16 protein-coding genes are annotated in these 15,940 nt (G+C 58.2%); 3 read left to right on the top strand and 13 right to left on the bottom strand.

What is annotated here, in order from left to right; all coding sequences use genetic code 11:
- Positions 1 to 22 precede the first annotated feature (22 nt).
- The 7 genes from J3P79_RS00210 to J3P79_RS00240 all read right to left on the bottom strand — a co-directional run bounded on the left by J3P79_RS00210 (position 23) and on the right by J3P79_RS00240 (position 5,957).
- Positions 23 to 196, bottom strand: a complete 174-nt coding sequence (locus J3P79_RS00210; RefSeq protein WP_434611637.1) for a hypothetical protein — start codon at positions 194 to 196, stop codon at positions 23 to 25.
- A 30-nt stretch (positions 197 to 226) separates the two neighbouring features.
- Complete coding sequence (locus J3P79_RS00215; RefSeq protein WP_030139009.1) at positions 227 to 646, bottom strand: organic hydroperoxide resistance protein; 420 nt, start codon at positions 644 to 646, stop codon at positions 227 to 229.
- A 704-nt stretch (positions 647 to 1,350) separates the two neighbouring features.
- Entirely contained in the window at positions 1,351 to 2,478 is a 1,128-nt protein-coding gene (locus J3P79_RS00220) for a GGDEF domain-containing protein (RefSeq protein ID WP_434607219.1), read from the bottom strand.
- Between the two features lie 368 nt (positions 2,479 to 2,846).
- Complete coding sequence (locus J3P79_RS00225) at positions 2,847 to 3,221, bottom strand: lysozyme inhibitor LprI family protein (RefSeq protein ID WP_434607220.1); 375 nt, start codon at positions 3,219 to 3,221, stop codon at positions 2,847 to 2,849.
- Between the two features lie 206 nt (positions 3,222 to 3,427).
- Positions 3,428 to 4,198 (bottom strand): MetQ/NlpA family ABC transporter substrate-binding protein, encoded by a 771-nt coding sequence (locus tag J3P79_RS00230; protein WP_434607222.1) that lies wholly within the window; start codon positions 4,196 to 4,198, stop codon positions 3,428 to 3,430.
- A gap of 77 nt (positions 4,199 to 4,275) precedes the next feature.
- Positions 4,276 to 4,950, bottom strand: coding sequence for a methionine ABC transporter permease (locus J3P79_RS00235; RefSeq protein ID WP_003196204.1), 675 nt, complete (start codon positions 4,948 to 4,950; stop codon positions 4,276 to 4,278).
- Complete coding sequence (locus tag J3P79_RS00240; protein WP_045154655.1) at positions 4,950 to 5,957, bottom strand: methionine ABC transporter ATP-binding protein; 1,008 nt, start codon at positions 5,955 to 5,957, stop codon at positions 4,950 to 4,952. The genes J3P79_RS00235 and J3P79_RS00240 overlap by 1 nt, the downstream gene beginning before the upstream one ends.
- A 435-nt stretch (positions 5,958 to 6,392) precedes the next feature.
- Here J3P79_RS00240 and J3P79_RS00245 point away from each other — a divergent pair, with 435 nt between their 5' ends.
- Positions 6,393 to 8,282, top strand: a complete 1,890-nt coding sequence (locus J3P79_RS00245; RefSeq protein WP_434607224.1) for an RICIN domain-containing protein — start codon at positions 6,393 to 6,395, stop codon at positions 8,280 to 8,282.
- Between the two features lie 221 nt (positions 8,283 to 8,503).
- Complete coding sequence (gene katE / locus J3P79_RS00250; RefSeq protein WP_434607226.1) at positions 8,504 to 10,642, top strand: catalase HPII; 2,139 nt, start codon at positions 8,504 to 8,506, stop codon at positions 10,640 to 10,642.
- Between the two features lie 106 nt (positions 10,643 to 10,748).
- Here the strand turns inward: katE and J3P79_RS00255 are convergent, their stop codons facing one another.
- From J3P79_RS00255 to zur, 4 genes are read right to left on the bottom strand one after another with little or no spacing between them, the layout of a single operon-like run.
- Positions 10,749 to 11,462: a PA5502 family lipoprotein gene (locus tag J3P79_RS00255; protein WP_434607228.1), complete on the bottom strand. Its 714-nt coding sequence runs from the start codon at positions 11,460 to 11,462 to the stop codon at positions 10,749 to 10,751.
- Positions 11,463 to 11,499: 37 nt separating this feature from the next.
- On the bottom strand, positions 11,500 to 12,288 hold the full coding sequence (gene znuB / locus J3P79_RS00260; protein WP_434607231.1) for a zinc ABC transporter permease subunit ZnuB: 789 nt from the start codon (positions 12,286 to 12,288) through the stop codon (positions 11,500 to 11,502).
- Positions 12,281 to 13,063, bottom strand: a complete 783-nt coding sequence (gene znuC / locus J3P79_RS00265; protein WP_434607234.1) for a zinc ABC transporter ATP-binding protein ZnuC — start codon at positions 13,061 to 13,063, stop codon at positions 12,281 to 12,283. The genes znuB and znuC overlap by 8 nt, the downstream gene beginning before the upstream one ends.
- Positions 13,063 to 13,545 (bottom strand): zinc uptake transcriptional repressor Zur, encoded by a 483-nt coding sequence (zur, locus tag J3P79_RS00270; protein WP_053126886.1) that lies wholly within the window; start codon positions 13,543 to 13,545, stop codon positions 13,063 to 13,065. Before zur ends, znuC begins: the two co-directional genes overlap by 1 nt.
- A gap of 66 nt (positions 13,546 to 13,611) precedes the next feature.
- Between zur and znuA the strand changes: the two genes are divergently transcribed.
- Positions 13,612 to 14,544 carry a zinc ABC transporter substrate-binding protein ZnuA gene (znuA, locus tag J3P79_RS00275; protein WP_434607237.1) on the top strand — a complete coding sequence of 311 codons (933 nt, stop codon included), beginning with the start codon at positions 13,612 to 13,614 and terminating at the stop codon, positions 14,542 to 14,544.
- A 73-nt stretch (positions 14,545 to 14,617) separates the two neighbouring features.
- Here the strand turns inward: znuA and J3P79_RS00280 are convergent, their stop codons facing one another.
- Positions 14,618 to 15,568: a homoserine kinase gene (locus tag J3P79_RS00280; RefSeq protein ID WP_434607240.1), complete on the bottom strand. Its 951-nt coding sequence runs from the start codon at positions 15,566 to 15,568 to the stop codon at positions 14,618 to 14,620.
- Between the two features lie 59 nt (positions 15,569 to 15,627).
- Positions 15,628 to 15,915, bottom strand: coding sequence for a DUF2782 domain-containing protein (locus tag J3P79_RS00285; RefSeq protein ID WP_030138994.1), 288 nt, complete (start codon positions 15,913 to 15,915; stop codon positions 15,628 to 15,630).
- Positions 15,916 to 15,940: the final 25 nt, after the last annotated feature.

Here is a 15,940-nt window from a genome sequence, read left to right on the forward strand (position 1 = left end):
TTCACAGTGGTGAAGGGATCGGTCAGCTCACTCTGTTTTCCATCAGTCGATCCGAGCCGCCTTCGGCCACACGGTTTTGGATCAGTCGGTCCGAACCGCCCTCGGCGAACGTAGGTTGAACAAAAGAAGTCGCGAACGCATTGCCGAGCGACAAAGCCAGAAGCGAGCCAACGAGAGTTTTGCCGAGAGTGTTCATGTCCAGATCCTTTTTTGTAGATGAAGTGAGTTAGACGGTGACGTGCAGACGGACGTCGACATTGCCGCGAGTCGCATTGGAGTACGGGCAAACCTGGTGAGCCGCATCGACCAGCGCTTGAGCATCGGCTTGATCCAGACCCGGCAGACTGATGTGCAGGTCGATGTCCAGACCGAAACCACCAGGGATCTGGCCGATGCCGACGTGGGCCGTGATCGAGGCGTCAGCCGGAATGCTGCGTTTGCTCTGGCTTGCGACAAACTTCAACGCGCCGATGAAGCAGGCCGAGTAGCCGGCTGCGAACAACTGCTCAGGGTTGGTGGCTTCACCACCGGCGCCGCCCAAGGCTTTTGGAGTGGCCAGTTTCACATCAAGGATCTTGTCGCTGGAAACAGCACGGCCATCACGGCCACCGGTGGAGGTTGCGACTGCGGTGTAGAGAACGTTCATGGTGTTTCCTCTTTACTGATGGGTTTGGTCGGTTTTGTTTGGCGCTAAATGTTTGCGCGCTAACTAGTTGAGATAAATTTATCGCCCAAATGCTTTGCGCGCAAGATAAATTTTCAGAAAATTTCTGGTTTTTGATTAAGTGGTTGATTTTTCTCTGGATTTATTTCGTGCGATGCCAGGTCGCATGACCTGTGAGGTGAACCAATAAGAGACGGGGATCAGCAGGGCCTGCGAAATTGCAGGCATTTGGATAGGGGAGGAGCTTATAAGCGCAATGAGCGTTGTATGGGATCGTTCCCACGCTCTCACGTGGGAAACGCCGTCAAGGACGTCCGCGTTGCGCTTCGGAAACGCTATTCGCTGTCAGCGGTGCAAATGGCTTTCATCGCCAGAAACGTAGTGGGAGTGGGACCAATCTGAGTCTGCATGTTGACGAGCGTAGGCGCCCCAGGATTACCTTCCAGGCGGTACGGCCCGTTACAAACCTTTCTGGCCTTGTCATTGATACTTTCCAACATGCCTTCCCTGGAGTTGAAGACACTGCCGCCGCAGGTAAGCATATATTCGCCTGGTCCTACTTTATCAGCGGAGGTGAAGGTACAACCTGCCAGAGCAGAAAGGAAAAAACCGAGTGCTATTTTTTTCAACCGCTAGATCTCTTCTGAAAGTTGGAAAACGAGCGGCATGTAACAAAGAGGCAAACCCTACTGAGCAACCGCGACTTGATTACGCCCCAATGCCTTTGCCCGGTACAACGCCTTATCGGCACTGTTCATCAAACCATGAAGATCCTTATGAGCGGCCTCCGTCGACGCCACGCCAAGGCTGGCGGTTACCCGATGGACCGGTTCGATCATCATTCCAGCAATGCTCTGGACAAGTCCTTCCGCGATATCGGTGGCGACCTCAATAGAGGTATCCGGAAGCAAAATGGCGAACTCTTCCCCGCCGAGCCGCCCGTGGATATCGGTTGCCCGAAACGACGAACTGATCACCGTCCCCATTTCGCGTAAAACCTGATCCCCCACCTGATGGCCGTAGGTGTCGTTGATGTGCTTGAAGTGGTCCATGTCCAACATGACCGCGCACAACCCCCGCCGGTTGCTCTTACATTCGTCATAAAGCTGCTGGGCCTGCTCGAAAAAAGCCCGCCGACTCTTCAGGCCGGTCAGTTCATCGGTTTGTGCGGCACGGGTCGAAATGCTGTTCGCCTGTTCCATTTCACGGGTGAGCCGAAAGGCGATTTCCAGTGCCAGGGACATCTTGTGCGTGGCACGGGCCGCAAATGCCGCAAACACCAGGATCGAAAGTGCGATACCGACTTGGATCGGGGACGGCTGAAACAGTAGCCAGACAGTGCACGGGAACAGTACCAGGCCGATGGAGACCAGGGTCATATCGCGATAAGCCGAATAGCAGGAGACCGCGCTGACAGTCATTCCCACTGTAAAAAGCATGACCAACGCCTGGGACAACAGATCATCTGCCGGCATGGCCACAAACGCGCCGACGCCCCAGATGCTGGCGGATAAAACGAGCGAAAACCAGTACTTGCGCTCCCAACGCTTCGGCGTGCGCTGACTTTCGTCGCTGCGAAAATAGGCAACGAACATCGAGATGCGCAACAGCGTTGATCCGGTCAGCACGGCCAGCCACACAAGAACAGCACTGTGATCAAAACGATCCCAACACAGCCAACTGAGCATGATGGCGGCGAGGTAACTGCCAAAAACCGCGGAAACGGATTGTCGAAACAGTTGCTGCAGGCGGTCAGTCCGTACTTGCTCGTCTATGCAAAAATCTTGGCCGTTCCGAGATCTTGGGCCATCCATTTGATCCACCTGATCGTGACGCAACGAAAACGGCGATTGTGGCACCCTGCCACCAACGCAAACAACTGAATTACTGTGGCGAGGGGATTTAGCGAAACATCGCAACGCCCCGCTGGGCTTGTGTAGGAGCAGCCGAAGGCTTGGGCCGCGTTCGGACGATCTTTTGATCTTTCGCTTTAGATTCAAGTGTCTGGGGAGAGATCGCAACTTCAGGGCAGCCCAACCATTCCAACAGACAAACCCCATCATCGGCATTACAAGAAATGAGCCATCAGGTTGGAATCAACCCTGCCCGCCAAAGAAAAACCCGACGCTTTACGTCGGGTTTTTCTCGTGGGGACGGCTGCAAGTCCGACGTGCTTATCGGATTACTCGACTTGAGACAGCTTGGCGTCGTCGCAACCGGCAGCACGGCACTCGCGCTCGATGGCTTTGAGTATGACGATACGCGCCTCGGTCTTCTCGTTGGCACAGTCCAGGTAGAGCAGGCCATCGTTGGAACAGGCGTTGTCACGAATCTTGATCCACTGGATTTGAGCGGTCTTCACCTTTTTCTTTTGATCCGGGTTCAGAGCACCCATCGTCTTCTTGTATTGATCGTTGATGTCCTGATCCGACTGAACCATTTTCAGCGACGCACAATAGGTTCTGTCATAGGCGTTTCTAGGGTTATCGCAACTCATCGCTGATGCCGATGCTGATGCCATTGCCAGCAATACCCCAACCAACAAAGACTTGATCACTCACTTCACTCCCTGAATGCCCTCTATTGATTAGAGGTCGCGGCGAGGAATCTATCATGAGGATTGTGGAACAATAAACCGTGTGTGATTCGTGCATTTCCTGACCGAGATCAGGAATTAGCGTGGTCGCCATGGCTCATTTATCCCGGGCAAAAAAAACGGGCCTGCACTCCACGCAGCCCCGTCCTTTTCATCGCCCGATCAGCTCAAAACGCCGGCAAAACCGCGCCTTTGTACTTCTCAAGAATAAAAGCCTTTACTTCCGGCGTGTGCAGCGCGGCGACCAGCTTCTTCATCGCCTCACTGTCCTTATCATCCTCACGAGCCACCAGAATGTTCACATAAGGCGAGTCGTTACCTTCAATTATCAACGCATCCTTGGAAGGATCAAGCTTGGCCTCCAACGCATAGTTGGTATTGATCAGCGCCAGATCGACCTGGGTCAGCACCCGCGGAATGGTCGCCGCTTCCAGCTCACGGAATTTCAGGTCCTTCGGGTTCTCGGTGATGTCCTTGGTGGTCGACAGGATGTTGTTCGAATCCTTGAGTTTGATCACCCCAGCTTTAGCCAGCAGCAATAGCGCACGGCCGCCATTGGTAGCGTCGTTCGGGATCACTACGTTGGCGCCGCCTGGCAGCTCTTCGAGTTTCTTGTACTTGCTCGAATACGCGCCCAGGGGTTCCAGGTGCACGCTGGCGACGCTCACCAGATGCGTGCCCTTGGCCTTGTTGAACTCATCCAGGTACGGCTGGTGTTGGAAGAAATTGGCGTCCAGGCGCTTTTCCGCGACCTGCACGTTAGGCTGGATATAGTCGGTGAAGACTTTGACCTTCAAATCCACGCCTTCCTTCGCCAACGCCGGTTTGACGAATTCGAGGATTTCCGCGTGGGGCACGGGCGTGGCCGCGACGGTTAGGGTATCGGCATGGGCGGAGAACGCTGCGGCGGCAGCGAAGGCGACCAGTAGTTTTTTCATTCAGCTAACTCCTTTTGAGGCGCCTGCTCTCGGCGCCTGCCAGCGAATGGCCGGCTCATGTTTATGGGCGCGAGGCCTTATTTTCTAGAGAAATGCACAACCAGCTTGTCGCCCACGGTTTGCAGGACTTGCACCAGCACCAGCAGCAACACCACCGTGACCACCATGACGTCGGTCTGGAAACGCTGGTAACCGAAGCGGATCGCCAGGTCGCCCAAGCCCCCGGCGCCGACCACACCGGCCATGGCCGTGTAGGACACCAGCGTAATCGCTGTCACCGTAATCGCTGCAAAGATGCCCGGGCGGGCTTCTGGCAGCAAGGCGTTGACGATGATCTGCCGCGTGGTTGCGCCCATGGCTTGGGTGGCTTCGATGATGCCGCGGTCGACTTCGCGCAGGGCGGTTTCCACCAGGCGGGCGAAGAACGGTGTCGCGCCGACCACCAGCGGTGGAATCGCGCCGGCCACGCCCAGGGAGGTGCCGGTGATCAACACCGTGAACGGAATCATCACGATCAACAGGATGATGAACGGCAGTGAACGCAGGATGTTCACGATCAGCGACAGCAGCGCATAAACGCCGCGGGCTTCGAGCAGTTGGCGCGGGCTGCAGAGGAACAGCAGCACCCCCAGGGGCAAGCCGAGCAGCACGGTGAACAGCAGCGAGCCGAACAGCATCAGGAACGTGTCGCCGGTGGCCAGCCAGATTTCCAGCCAGTCGATGTTGGAGAAGAACGAACTCAACAGTTCCATTAGCGCAGCACCTCCATGTGGACATCGGCCGCGGTGAAGCGGGCGAACGCCGCCTCCATGTCACCGCCGGTGATGGCGAGGGTCAATTGCCCGTAGGGGGTGTCTTTGATGCGGTCGATGCGGCCGGCCAGGATGCTGTAGTCCACGCCGGTTTCCCGCGCGACAGTGCCGAGCAATGGCGCGTAGGTCGCGTCGCCCTGGAACGTCAGACGCACGATGCGCCCAGGGACGTGGGCGAAGTCGTCGCGCTGTTCACTTTCGTCGATCTGCTCGTCTTCCTGGACGAAACGCTTGGTGGTCGGGTGCTTCGGATGTAGGAACACCTCGGCCACCGGGCCTTGCTCGACGATGACGCCGGCGTCCATCACGGCCACTTGATCGCAAACGCGGCGGATCACGTCCATTTCATGGGTGATCAGCACGATGGTCAGTTTCAGCTCGCGGTTGATCTCCGCCAGCAGTTGCAGCACCGAGGCGGTGGTCTGCGGGTCGAGGGCGCTGGTGGCCTCGTCGCACAGCAGGATCTTGGGTTTGGTCGCCAGGGCGCGGGCGATGCCGACGCGCTGCTTCTGGCCGCCGGACAATTGCGCCGGGTATTTGCGAGCGTGGTCGGACAGCCCTACCCGCGCCAGCAATTCGGCGACACGGCGGTCGATTTCGCTGCGGGACAATTCACCGGCCAGGGTTAGCGGCAGCGCGACGTTGTCGGCCACGGTCTTGGACGCCAGCAGGTTGAAGTGCTGGAAGATCATCCCGACTTGCTGGCGGAAGCGGCGCAGGCCACCGGCATCCAGGGCAGTGACTTCTTCGCCATCGACGATGATCTTGCCGCCCGTGGAGTCTTCCAGGCGGTTTATCAGGCGCAGCAGGGTACTTTTTCCTGCACCGGAATGGCCAATCAGGCCGAAGACCTGACCGTTCTCGATTGTCAGGCTGGTCGGGTGCAGGGCGGGAATATCCCTACCGGCAACCCGGTAGGTTTTATGGACGTTTTGAAACTCGATCACGTAGCGAACCTTGTGGGGCGCGTTGGAAAAGGATCAGCGGTTAGCCGGGCGCGCATTTTAGCCTGTCCGTATAGATGTTCTTAGCATTTATTTTGCATCGTGGCTGCCATTTGGCAATAACGCGATCAAAGGTACGACAGGTGCAGCCCTTGGCCTCTTCATCCAACTGCAGGTTCCGCATCTGCTCCCCATGTCGGCCCCAGGATGGGAAGCGTGCGGGAGTCCCAAGCGACGATTATATGTCAGCAGGCGCCAGATTAGCGCCTGACCCTGGAGTTGATAGTTGCGATTGTATCGCCTGTTTAATATTTGGTCGCATAAATGGCGGTCAATTTAGTTGAGATCGGCACTGCCCTTGTTTTACTTTGAAAGTGTTCCACCCTTCAACCTGAACATGTCTTACTTAGATGGCTGGAATTAAAAGGAATTAATATCGTGAGTAAAACCAAACTATTATTTGCTGGATTGTTTTCTCTGGGCCTGATGGCGTCCGCTACAGCAGCTGATCATAAAAAATCGAGCCGTTTGATTGTCTTCGGGGGACCGTCGACAATGGCCATGGCGGGTGGTTCGGACCAGGAATTGTTATCGGGCACGGAAATCAATCAGTCTGACTTGGATGAAGTTATCGCAGACAAAAGTATTTCTACTTTTGCTTACCTTGATGTCGCCGCGGTAGCCCATGATGAAAATGCACTTGAAAGAGTCACGGCGATTTTTCGCTCCGGTATTCCGGTCTTATTGAAGCTGAACAGCAAGGATCCGGGCTTGCATAAACTGACCCGTGGCGTTTTCGGAATTTCCGGGGCCTTCGACTATGCCGTGTTTTTCCGAAAGGACAATAGCAAAGTCCAGGTGCACCGCTTCGAGGACTATGACGAGAGCAGCATTATGGAAGCGACCAGACAGCTCCTTGTGGAGTTAGCTTTGAAGCCAAAGACTACCCCGATGGACGACCAATATATTGGCCTGCCGAAACTAACCTACAACATCAATGTACAAAGCCCCACACGTGAAATGACGTCCGTAGTAAATATTGACGTCATCAGGAGTGCGGAGCGCAGCCAGGATAAAAAGTTCGTTTCCATAAAAACTTCCCCTACGACTTCGCGCTCCTTGAAAAATGGGGTAGTCATCGGAGGACATGGTCCAGGGGGCAATGGACAAAACCTGTGGGGGGCCTACTTGCCTCACGCCTATCGCTTCACTCACCAGCTGACAGCACAGAATGTCACGCCGATATTGGTAAATTCCGCGCCCGCCAGTGATACAAGAACTGATTTTAAGTTTTCCGAAACTAAAACCAATGCCCTCTCCATAGGTGGAACTCTGGGCAGTGAGTTTGGCGCAACAAAAGGTAAAAATATAGACTATGCCGCCAAGTCACCCTTCAATGTAAATTTCGGCTTGAGCTACACTCATGCAAAGACGTTGGAGTATGCATTCAAGGATTACGCTTTGCTGGCGGCACAAGAGGGTTCAAAGTTAACGTGGAACGTGCCCTTGGACTCGAAGCTTAGGGGCATATTGATACAGCGCTTGACCAGCCAGCTGCCCGAATTAACTGAAGACAAGATGACTCCCATGATGCGTTCCGCGTCACTTGAATCTTATTCACTATGGGAGTTGCCGGGTGCATACGCAGATCTGGCAATCGTCAGCGTAGGCGGTGGTTATGATCTTGATCGCGCTGAATGGTGGTGGGACAGAACGCAAGTCAAGCACCGCAATGTGACGGACATATTCAATGCTGATGAAACCTTCACGCTGGACATGAACAATCCATTCTTGACACGTGAAATGACGGTCCTGATTCGTTCTGCCGAGGGTGTTGGAAAATGTCTATCCGCAGGTGCGGACGCTAGTGTCAATCTTCAAGCCTGTGTTGCTTCCGATCCGAAACAGCTATGGGGATTGGACTCCGAAAGCCGATATGTTAACAGGGCAACTAATCAGTGTTTGAGCGTTCGAGAGACGGACGGCGCTATGATTACAAACAGGTGCGCAATCGATAACCGGCAGCAATGGGAGTGGCGAGCCGATCGGATTCATTCGCTATACAACCGTGAGTGGCGCCTATACGCCGATAACAATCAAGTTAAGGTTATTCCTGACGGCTCGATGCATTTCCAGAATACGCCGCTAAATTCTTTCAATCCCCTGAATATTCCTTGGGCAAGCTACCCACAAGCCCCCTCCCTGCAGGACGTCATGCCTAACCATCTAGGCCCGTCGCCGCAGATCAGCCCGGAGTGGGTGGATTTGTACCAGGGCGTGCATACCCGCCAGCGGTGGCGAATCGAGATTTTACGGGATGGCATCTGAAAAATGACCCTCAAACCAATCGGATCGTGACGACAGTCACGACTCGGTTGGCATCGCTCAAGCAGCCTCGGTCTGAGCCGTGCTCCAATCGAACTCAAACAAAACGGAACGGCCCTGAACCTCATCAGTCACTACATAAGCCACTCCCAACGCCGGGATTACTCTCCCGGCCATTGCCCGCTGATCCTGTGTCCAGGGTCTGAATGAGGAGTTTATGTCTGATGAGTACTAATCCGCCCACAAACAACAAGAGCCAACTGGCCGGGACCGACACCCTGGATCGCGGCAACTCCAACGCCAAGCTCGATAGCCTGGAACAGTTTCGCTCCGACGCTACTGAACAGGCGTTGCGCACCAACCAGGGCGTGAAGATCGCCGACAACCAGAACACCCTGCGCGCCGGCCCCCGCGGCCCCTCGCTGCTGGAAGATTTCATCATGCGTGAAAAAATTACGCATTTTGACCATGAACGCATTCCGGAGCGCATTGTTCACGCCCGTGGCACCGGCGCCCATGGTTATTTTCAGAGCTACGATACGCATTCGGCGTTGACCAAGGCCGGTTTCCTACAAGATCCGAGCACGAAAACCCCAGTGTTCGTGCGTTTTTCCACTGTGCAAGGTCCACGGGGTTCCGGTGACACCGTGCGGGACGTACGCGGCTTTGCGGTGAAGTTCTTCACCGACGAAGGCAACTTCGACCTGGTGGGCAATAACATGCCGGTGTTTTTCATCCAGGACGCGGTGAAGTTCCCGGACTTTGTCCACGCGGTAAAACCCGAGCCCCACAATGAGATTCCCACCGGCGGCTCGGCCCACGACACGTTTTGGGATTTTGTCTCGCTGGTGCCGGAATCGGCCCACATGGTGATCTGGGCGATGTCTGATCGGGCCATTCCAAAAAGCCTACGGACCATGCAGGGCTTTGGCGTGCACACCTTCCGCATGATCAACGCCGAAGGCCGCAGTAGCTTCGTCAAATTTCACTGGCGACCCACGGCCGGCACCTGTTCTTTGGTGTGGGACGAAGCCCAGAAACTCGCGGGCAAGGACACCGACTTCCACCGCCGCGACCTCTGGGAGTCCATCGAGATGGGCGACTACCCGGAATGGGAGTTCGGCGTGCAGATCGTTGCCCAGGAAGACGAGCACAAGTTCGACTTCGACCTGCTCGACCCGACCAAGATCATCCCCGAAGAACTCGTGCCCATCACCCTTTTGGGCAAGATGGTGCTGAACCGCAACCCGGATAATTTCTTCGCTGAAGTCGAGCAAATCGCCTTCTGCCCTGGGCACATCGTGCCAGGCATCGACTTTTCCAACGATCCGCTGCTCCAAGGCCGGCTGTTTTCCTACACCGATACGCAGATCAGCCGACTTGGCGGGCCGAATTTTCATGAGCTGCCGATCAACCGGGCGATTACGCCGGTGCACAACGGCCAGCGTGACGCCATGCACCGCACCACCATCGACAAGGGGCGGGCGTCCTACGAGCCGAACTCCATCGACGGTGGATGGCCGAAGGAAACCCCGCCGGGTCCGCAGGACGGTGGCTTCGAAAGTTATCCGGAGCGTATCGACGCCCACAAGATCCGCCAGCGCAGTGATTCGTTCGGCGATCACTTTTCCCAGGCTCGGCTGTTCTATAAGAGCATGAGCGCTCACGAACAAGAACACATCATCGCGGCCTACAGCTTCGAGTTGGGCAAGGTGGAGCGGGAGTTCATCCGGGCGCGGCAGGTCAATGAGATCCTTGCCAACATCGACCTGGAATTGGCCGGGCGGGTCGCCAAGAACCTCGGTTTGCCGGCGCCCACCGCTGGTACGGTCGATGTTCCGCAGTCATCGCTGGAACAATCCCCTGCCCTGAGCCAGGCGAACCTGCTCTCCGGCGACATCAAGACGCGCAAGGTCGCTGTGCTGGTCGCCAACGGTGTCGATGGGACGATCATCGATGCCCTCAAGCAGGCCCTGGAAGCCGAGGGCGCCCACGCCAAAGTGCTGGGGCCGACTTCGGCGCCGGTCACCGCGGCCGATGGGAAACCCCTGGCGGTGGATGCGTCCATGGAAGGCTTGCCGTCGATTGCCTTTGACGCGGTGTTCGTACCGGGCGGCGCGGAGTCGATCAAGGCCTTGAGTCGCGACGGCGTGGCGTTGCATTACGTACTGGAGGCCTACAAGCATCTGAAAGCCATCGGGCTTCACGGTGAGGCGCGGCAGCTGTTGGTGGACTTGAAGCTGGAGGTGGATTCGGGGTTGATCGAAGATGCGGATGCGAGCGGTTTTTCGCGGTTTTTTGCGGCAATTGCTCAGCATCGGGTCTGGGCGCGGGAGCCCAAGGCCAAGGCGGTTCCGGCCTAAAGCGATTTGTTGTCTGGTAGGGCCTTATCGCGAGCAAGCTCGCTCCCACACGGGTTTTGTGATCGACACATAATCCCTGTGGGAGCGAGCTTGCTCGCGATGCTTTTTAAGGCTTACGCGGAGTCAGCACGACCTGCGCCGGCACACTACGCAAAATCTGCCTCTGCACTTTCAAATCAAACCCCGGATCCAGTTTCGTGACCCGTTTGCTCAGCAACGTTGCCAACCACGGATAATCATCGGTACGCGGCGCCTGGATGCTGACGTCGCACTGAAAATTCACTATGTCCGCGGCAATGGCATCCAATTGACGACGCATTTGCTGGATATCGGCGAGGTTTAGCGCAACTGTAGTGCTCGGCGCGCTCGGGTCGATCACTTTTGCAACCGGCTTGGCTTCGGCGGCCTTGAGGTCGGCCTCGGCTTTTTCCAGGTCGGCCTTGCGGGCTTCTGCAATGGCGCTATTGAACTCGCCGGTCAGCGCTGGTGCCTTGGGCATCAAGGCTCGGGCTCGGCTTAGGGCGGTGGCGGCGGCGTTTACATCGCCCTTTTGCAGGTCGATCTGGCTTCGGCGCAGATACGCCTCGGCCAATTGCCGCTGATAGGCCTCCAGCGACCGGTCTTCTGGCGACTGGGCTTGCAGGGCCGCCAATTGGTCTTCAGCGGTGGCCAGCTCATTGCTGGCCAGGCTTTGCTCGAGCTGCGCGATGGCCGGGCCACGCGTATCGGGAGCCTGGGTGACCGGCGGTGTACTCTGGCAAGCGCCCAGCAGCAGGGAAAATGCGACAAGGAGCAGATAACGGGAGGCGAACGGCTTCATTCCTGCGACTCTCTATTTGCGCAAAAAGCGAGCAAGTCTACACCCCTCGACGAGGCAGGACAAAACTCAGCAGAAACAACGCAGCGGCGCTGACCACGATCGAGGGGCCGGCTGGGGTGTCCTTGAACCAGGAAAGAGCCAGGCCGCCACACACCGCGAGCATGCCCAGCAGGCTTGCGCCCAGGGCCATCTGTTCGGGTGAGCGGGCGTGACGCTGTGCCGCAGCCGCCGGAATGATCAGCAATGACGTAATCAGCAACACACCGACGATCTTCATCGCCACGGCAATGACCACCGCGATCAAAAGCATCAGTGCCAAGCGCAGGCCCACCACGGGCAAACCCTCGACCCGCGCCAATTCCTCGTGGACGGTGACCGCCAACAATGGACGCCATAGGGCGACCAGCAAAAGCAACACCGCCGCACTGCCGCCCAGGATCCAGGCGAGATCCGTTGGACTGATCGCCAGCAGATCGCCGAACAGATACGCCATCAGGTCGATCCGCACGTCCCGCATGAAACTCAGCACCACAAGCCCGAGCGACAAAGTGCTCGGCGCCAGGATGCCCAGCAGCGTGTCGGACGCCAGCGGCTGGCGCTGTTGCAGCGTGACCAGGACCACTGCCAGCAACAGGCAACCGACTGTCACCGCTACCGCCGGGCTGACGTCGAGCAGGAAGCCCAGGGCCACGCCGAGCAGCGCCGCGTGGGACAAGGTGTCGCCGAAATAGGCCATGCGCCGCCAGACCACAAACGAACCCAGCGGACCGGCGACCAAGGCAAGGGCCAGGCCTGCGAGCAGGGCGTACATTAGAAAGTCAGCCATGCTTGCAGCCGTCTCCATGAACATGATTGGAAGCAGAAGGGGCGCTGACCACCGAACCATGCAGGTCATGGGCGTGGTCATGGTGGTGGTGATAAATCGCCAGGCTTTGTGCGTTCTTTCCGAACAACTCGACGAAGGCCGGATCGCCGCTGACTTGCTCGGGATGCCCGGAGCAGCAGACGTGGCGGTTGAGGCAGACCACCTGGTCGGTGGTGCTCATCACCAGATGAAGGTCATGGGAGACCATCAACACGCCGCAGCCATGGCGGTCGCGCAGGCGTGTGATCAGGCTGTACAGCTCGGCCTGGCCCGCTACGTCGACGCCTTGCACCGGCTCGTCAAGCACCAACAGCTCGGGCTCGCGCAGCAGGGCGCGGGCCAGCAGTACGCGTTGCATCTCGCCGCCGGAAACACTTTGTACCGGGCTGTCGATCACCTGTCCGGCGCCGACCTCCTTCAACGCCGCCAAGGCGCGCTCGCGATCGACACCCGGCACCAGGCGCAGAAAGCGCAGCACCGATAGCGGCAACGTCGGGTCGACGTGGAGTTTTTGTGGCATGTAGCCGACGCGCAACCTGGGCTTGCGCCAGACACTGCCGCTGTCGGGCTTGAGCAAGCCCAATACGGCGCGCACCAGGGTGGTCTTGCCGGCGCCGTTGGGGCCGATCAAGGTCACGATTTGCCCCGGCTCGACGCTCAGGTGAATGTTGTCGAGCACGTTCTGCCCGGCGAACGTCACGGCCACCTGCTCGAGGCGGATCAACGCATTGCTCATCAGGCCCCCTGGCAGCCGGAGCAGAGGCCGACGACTTCAACGGTCTGGGTGTCGACCACGAAACCGACGTCCTTGGCGCTGGCGACAATGGCATCGCTGATGGACTTCTGCTCTAGCTCGATGGCGGCGTGGCACTCGCGGCAGATCAGGAACTGCCCTTGGTGGGCGTGCTCCGGATGGTTGCAGCCGACAAAGGCGTTCAGCGACGAAATACGATGCACCAGGCCGTTTTCCAAGAGGAAATCCAGCGCCCGATATACAGTTGGCGGCGCGGCGCGGCGGCCGTCCTGCTCGCTGAGCACCGCGAGGATGTCATACGCGCCCAGTGGCTTGTGGCTTTGCCAGACCAATTCCAGGACGCGCCGACGCAGGGCGGTCAGCCGCAACCCTTGGCGCGCACAGATGGCGTCGGCCTCGGACAGTGCGCTGTGCACGCAGTGGGAGTGATCGTGGGGACGACTGGCAAGGGGGGTAATAGGCATGGGCAGCGACGAGATTAGTGAGAGACGTTATTATGTTACCCGTTCTCGTCTCTTCGAGTGGTCATCGTGTCCCGATTTTTTTCGCTGTTTGTCGCTTTTGTCGCAAGTTTTCTACTGATTGGCTCGGCCCAGGCCGACGTCAAGCTGCTCACCAGCATCAAGCCGTTGCAATTGATTGCCGCCGCCGTGCAGGACGGCGTGGCCGTCCCGGAGGTGCTGCTGCCGCCGGGCGCCTCGCCGCATCACTATGCGTTGCGGCCCTCCGATGTGCGTAAGGTGCAGTCGGTGGACCTGTTGTACTGGATCGGGCCTGACATGGAGGGATTCCTGCCGCGTGTGTTGAACGGTCGTACGCTGCCGTCGGTCGCGGTGCAGGAGCTGCCGGGGCTCAAGTTGCGTCACTTCGCCCAGGACAGCGCGTCCCACGAGGATCATGACCATGATGGGGGCGATGATCACGATCACGACCATCGCCCCGGCACAGTGGACGCCCACCTATGGCTGTCGCCGCACAATGCGCGGGTGATCGCCGCCAGGATGGCGACTGACCTGAGCGCGGCAGATCCGGCCAACGCGGCCCGCTATCAAGCCAACCTCAAGGACTTCAATCAGCGTCTCGATGCCTTGGACGCGCGCCTCAAGACCCGCCTGGCCGGCGTCGCGGGCAAGCCGTATTTCGTCTTCCATGAGGCGTTCGACTATTTCGAGGACAACTACGGCCTCAAGCACGCCGGGGTATTCGCCGTGGCTGCCGAAGTCCAGCCCGGCGCCCAGCATGTGGCGGCGATGCGCACGCGGTTGCAGGCGGTGGGCAAGACCTGCGTCTTCAGCGAACCGCCGCTGCGTCCGCGCCTGGCCGAAACCCTGGTCGCCGGGCTGCCAGTGAAATTGGCGGAGCTGGATGCACTGGGCGGCTACACCCCCGCGACGGCGCAGGGGTATGAGCAATTGCTGGAGAAGTTGGGCAATGACTTGGCGGGGTGCCTAGAGTCGTTGTAACACCCAGCGTCGAGCGCTGAACCTGTGGCGAGGGAGCAAGCTCACTCGCCACAAAGCCTTCGCGCGCGCTTGGTTACAGGGCGAAAGGCAATGCCATGTGGACCGTCTGCCGCTGCGCCAACCGCTGCTGGAACTCCTTCGGATCATGAATCAACACATCCTGCCCGGCGAACGACTCGGCAGCGATCAACCGCGACAGCCAGAATCGCACGCACGCCACGCGAAGCATGGTTGGCCATAACTCGGCTTCGGCGGCGGTGAATGGTCGTAGCGCCGCATAGGCGCCCAGCAAGGCTCGTACCCTGGGGCCATCGAGCACGCCGTCTTCGTTCGAACACCAGTCATTCAAGGCGATGGCGACGTCATACAGCATCGGCCCGGAGCAGGCGTTGTAGAAGTCGATCAGCCCGGTTAGGTGCGTGCCTTCGAACATCGCATTGTCGCGGAACAGGTCGGCATGGATGTTGGCCCGGGGCAGCGCCAGGATGCCTACCTTCTTCAACGAAATTTCTTCCAGCGCTGCTTCCAGCAACTGACGCGGCTCGGTATCGAGGTGCGACAGCAGTTTGCCGCCCTCCTCCTGCATCCAGTCCAGGCCGCGATCGGTCTTGCGCTTGATCATGTTGTCGCGGGTCGCCAGGTGCAGATGCGCCAGCAATTCGCCGACTTGGGCGCAGTGCTGGGCGTTGGCCTGCTTGATGTGCTTGCCGGCCAGGCGTGGCTGCAACAGCGCTGGTTTGCCCGCCAGTTCCCGCAACGCGACTCCATCGGTGGTGCGCAAGGCATAAGGCACCGGCAGGTCGGCGTCATGCAGCACGTCCAGCAGCTCGATGAAGAACGGCATTTCCTGCACCGGGCCGCGCTCCACCAGGGTCAGGACGAACTCGCCCCGCTCCAGGCTGATAAAGAAATTGGTGTTTTCGCTGCCTGCGGCGATCCCCTGGAAATCAAGTAGGCGGCCAAGCCCGTAAGGGGCGAGAAAAGTTTCCAGCTCGGGCCGAGCCAGGGGCGTGAACACAGACATGGTTAAAACTGCCAGTACGGGCGCCCTTCAGCGGGCGCCGGTTGAAGTCGAGAGCGGTATTACCACTCAAAGATTTTCCACGAAGGGATCAGCATATCCGGCTGGTCCGAACGGATGAAGTTTGCATCGGTGCCGTCGGCACGTACCAGGAAATAAGGCTTGCCGTTTTTGGGCGTGACCTTGATCGCGTACAAAAAGCCGTTTTGCCGATATTCCTGGATCGTTTTATCCCCTTCAGTGCGAATGGTGACATCCGGGTCCGCCGAGGGGGCGTCGTCCGCCGCCATGACGGCTATCGGAGTGAATGCAAACAAGCCAGCCAGTAACAGGCGATTTAGTGTACGCATGATAACCTTGTCCCTTTGTCGTCAA

Origin of the sequence: Pseudomonas sp. R1-7 (genome assembly GCF_051132105.1) — a bacterium.
GTDB lineage: Bacteria > Pseudomonadota > Gammaproteobacteria > Pseudomonadales > Pseudomonadaceae > Aquipseudomonas.

What these genes read in the sequence shown, in the direction of transcription:
- katE (WP_434607226.1), top strand. Translation starts at nt 8,504, where the DNA reads ATGAGTACTAATCCGCCCACAAACAACAAGAGCCAACTGGCCGGGACC.
- J3P79_RS00220 (WP_434607219.1), bottom strand. Translation starts at nt 2,478, where the DNA reads ATGGATGGCCCAAGATCTCGGAACGGCCAAGATTTTTGCATAGACGAG.
- J3P79_RS00230 (WP_434607222.1), bottom strand. Translation starts at nt 4,198, where the DNA reads ATGAAAAAACTACTGGTCGCCTTCGCTGCCGCCGCAGCGTTCTCCGCC.
- J3P79_RS00215 (WP_030139009.1), bottom strand. Translation starts at nt 646, where the DNA reads ATGAACGTTCTCTACACCGCAGTCGCAACCTCCACCGGTGGCCGTGAT.
- znuB (WP_434607231.1), bottom strand. Translation starts at nt 12,288, where the DNA reads ATGGCTGACTTTCTAATGTACGCCCTGCTCGCAGGCCTGGCCCTTGCC.
- J3P79_RS00235 (WP_003196204.1), bottom strand. Translation starts at nt 4,950, where the DNA reads ATGGAACTGTTGAGTTCGTTCTTCTCCAACATCGACTGGCTGGAAATC.
- J3P79_RS00280 (WP_434607240.1), bottom strand. Translation starts at nt 15,568, where the DNA reads ATGTCTGTGTTCACGCCCCTGGCTCGGCCCGAGCTGGAAACTTTTCTC.
- J3P79_RS00210 (WP_434611637.1), bottom strand. Translation starts at nt 196, where the DNA reads ATGAACACTCTCGGCAAAACTCTCGTTGGCTCGCTTCTGGCTTTGTCG.
- J3P79_RS00285 (WP_030138994.1), bottom strand. Translation starts at nt 15,915, where the DNA reads ATGCGTACACTAAATCGCCTGTTACTGGCTGGCTTGTTTGCATTCACT.
- zur (WP_053126886.1), bottom strand. Translation starts at nt 13,545, where the DNA reads ATGCCTATTACCCCCCTTGCCAGTCGTCCCCACGATCACTCCCACTGC.
- J3P79_RS00255 (WP_434607228.1), bottom strand. Translation starts at nt 11,462, where the DNA reads ATGAAGCCGTTCGCCTCCCGTTATCTGCTCCTTGTCGCATTTTCCCTG.
- znuC (WP_434607234.1), bottom strand. Translation starts at nt 13,063, where the DNA reads ATGAGCAATGCGTTGATCCGCCTCGAGCAGGTGGCCGTGACGTTCGCC.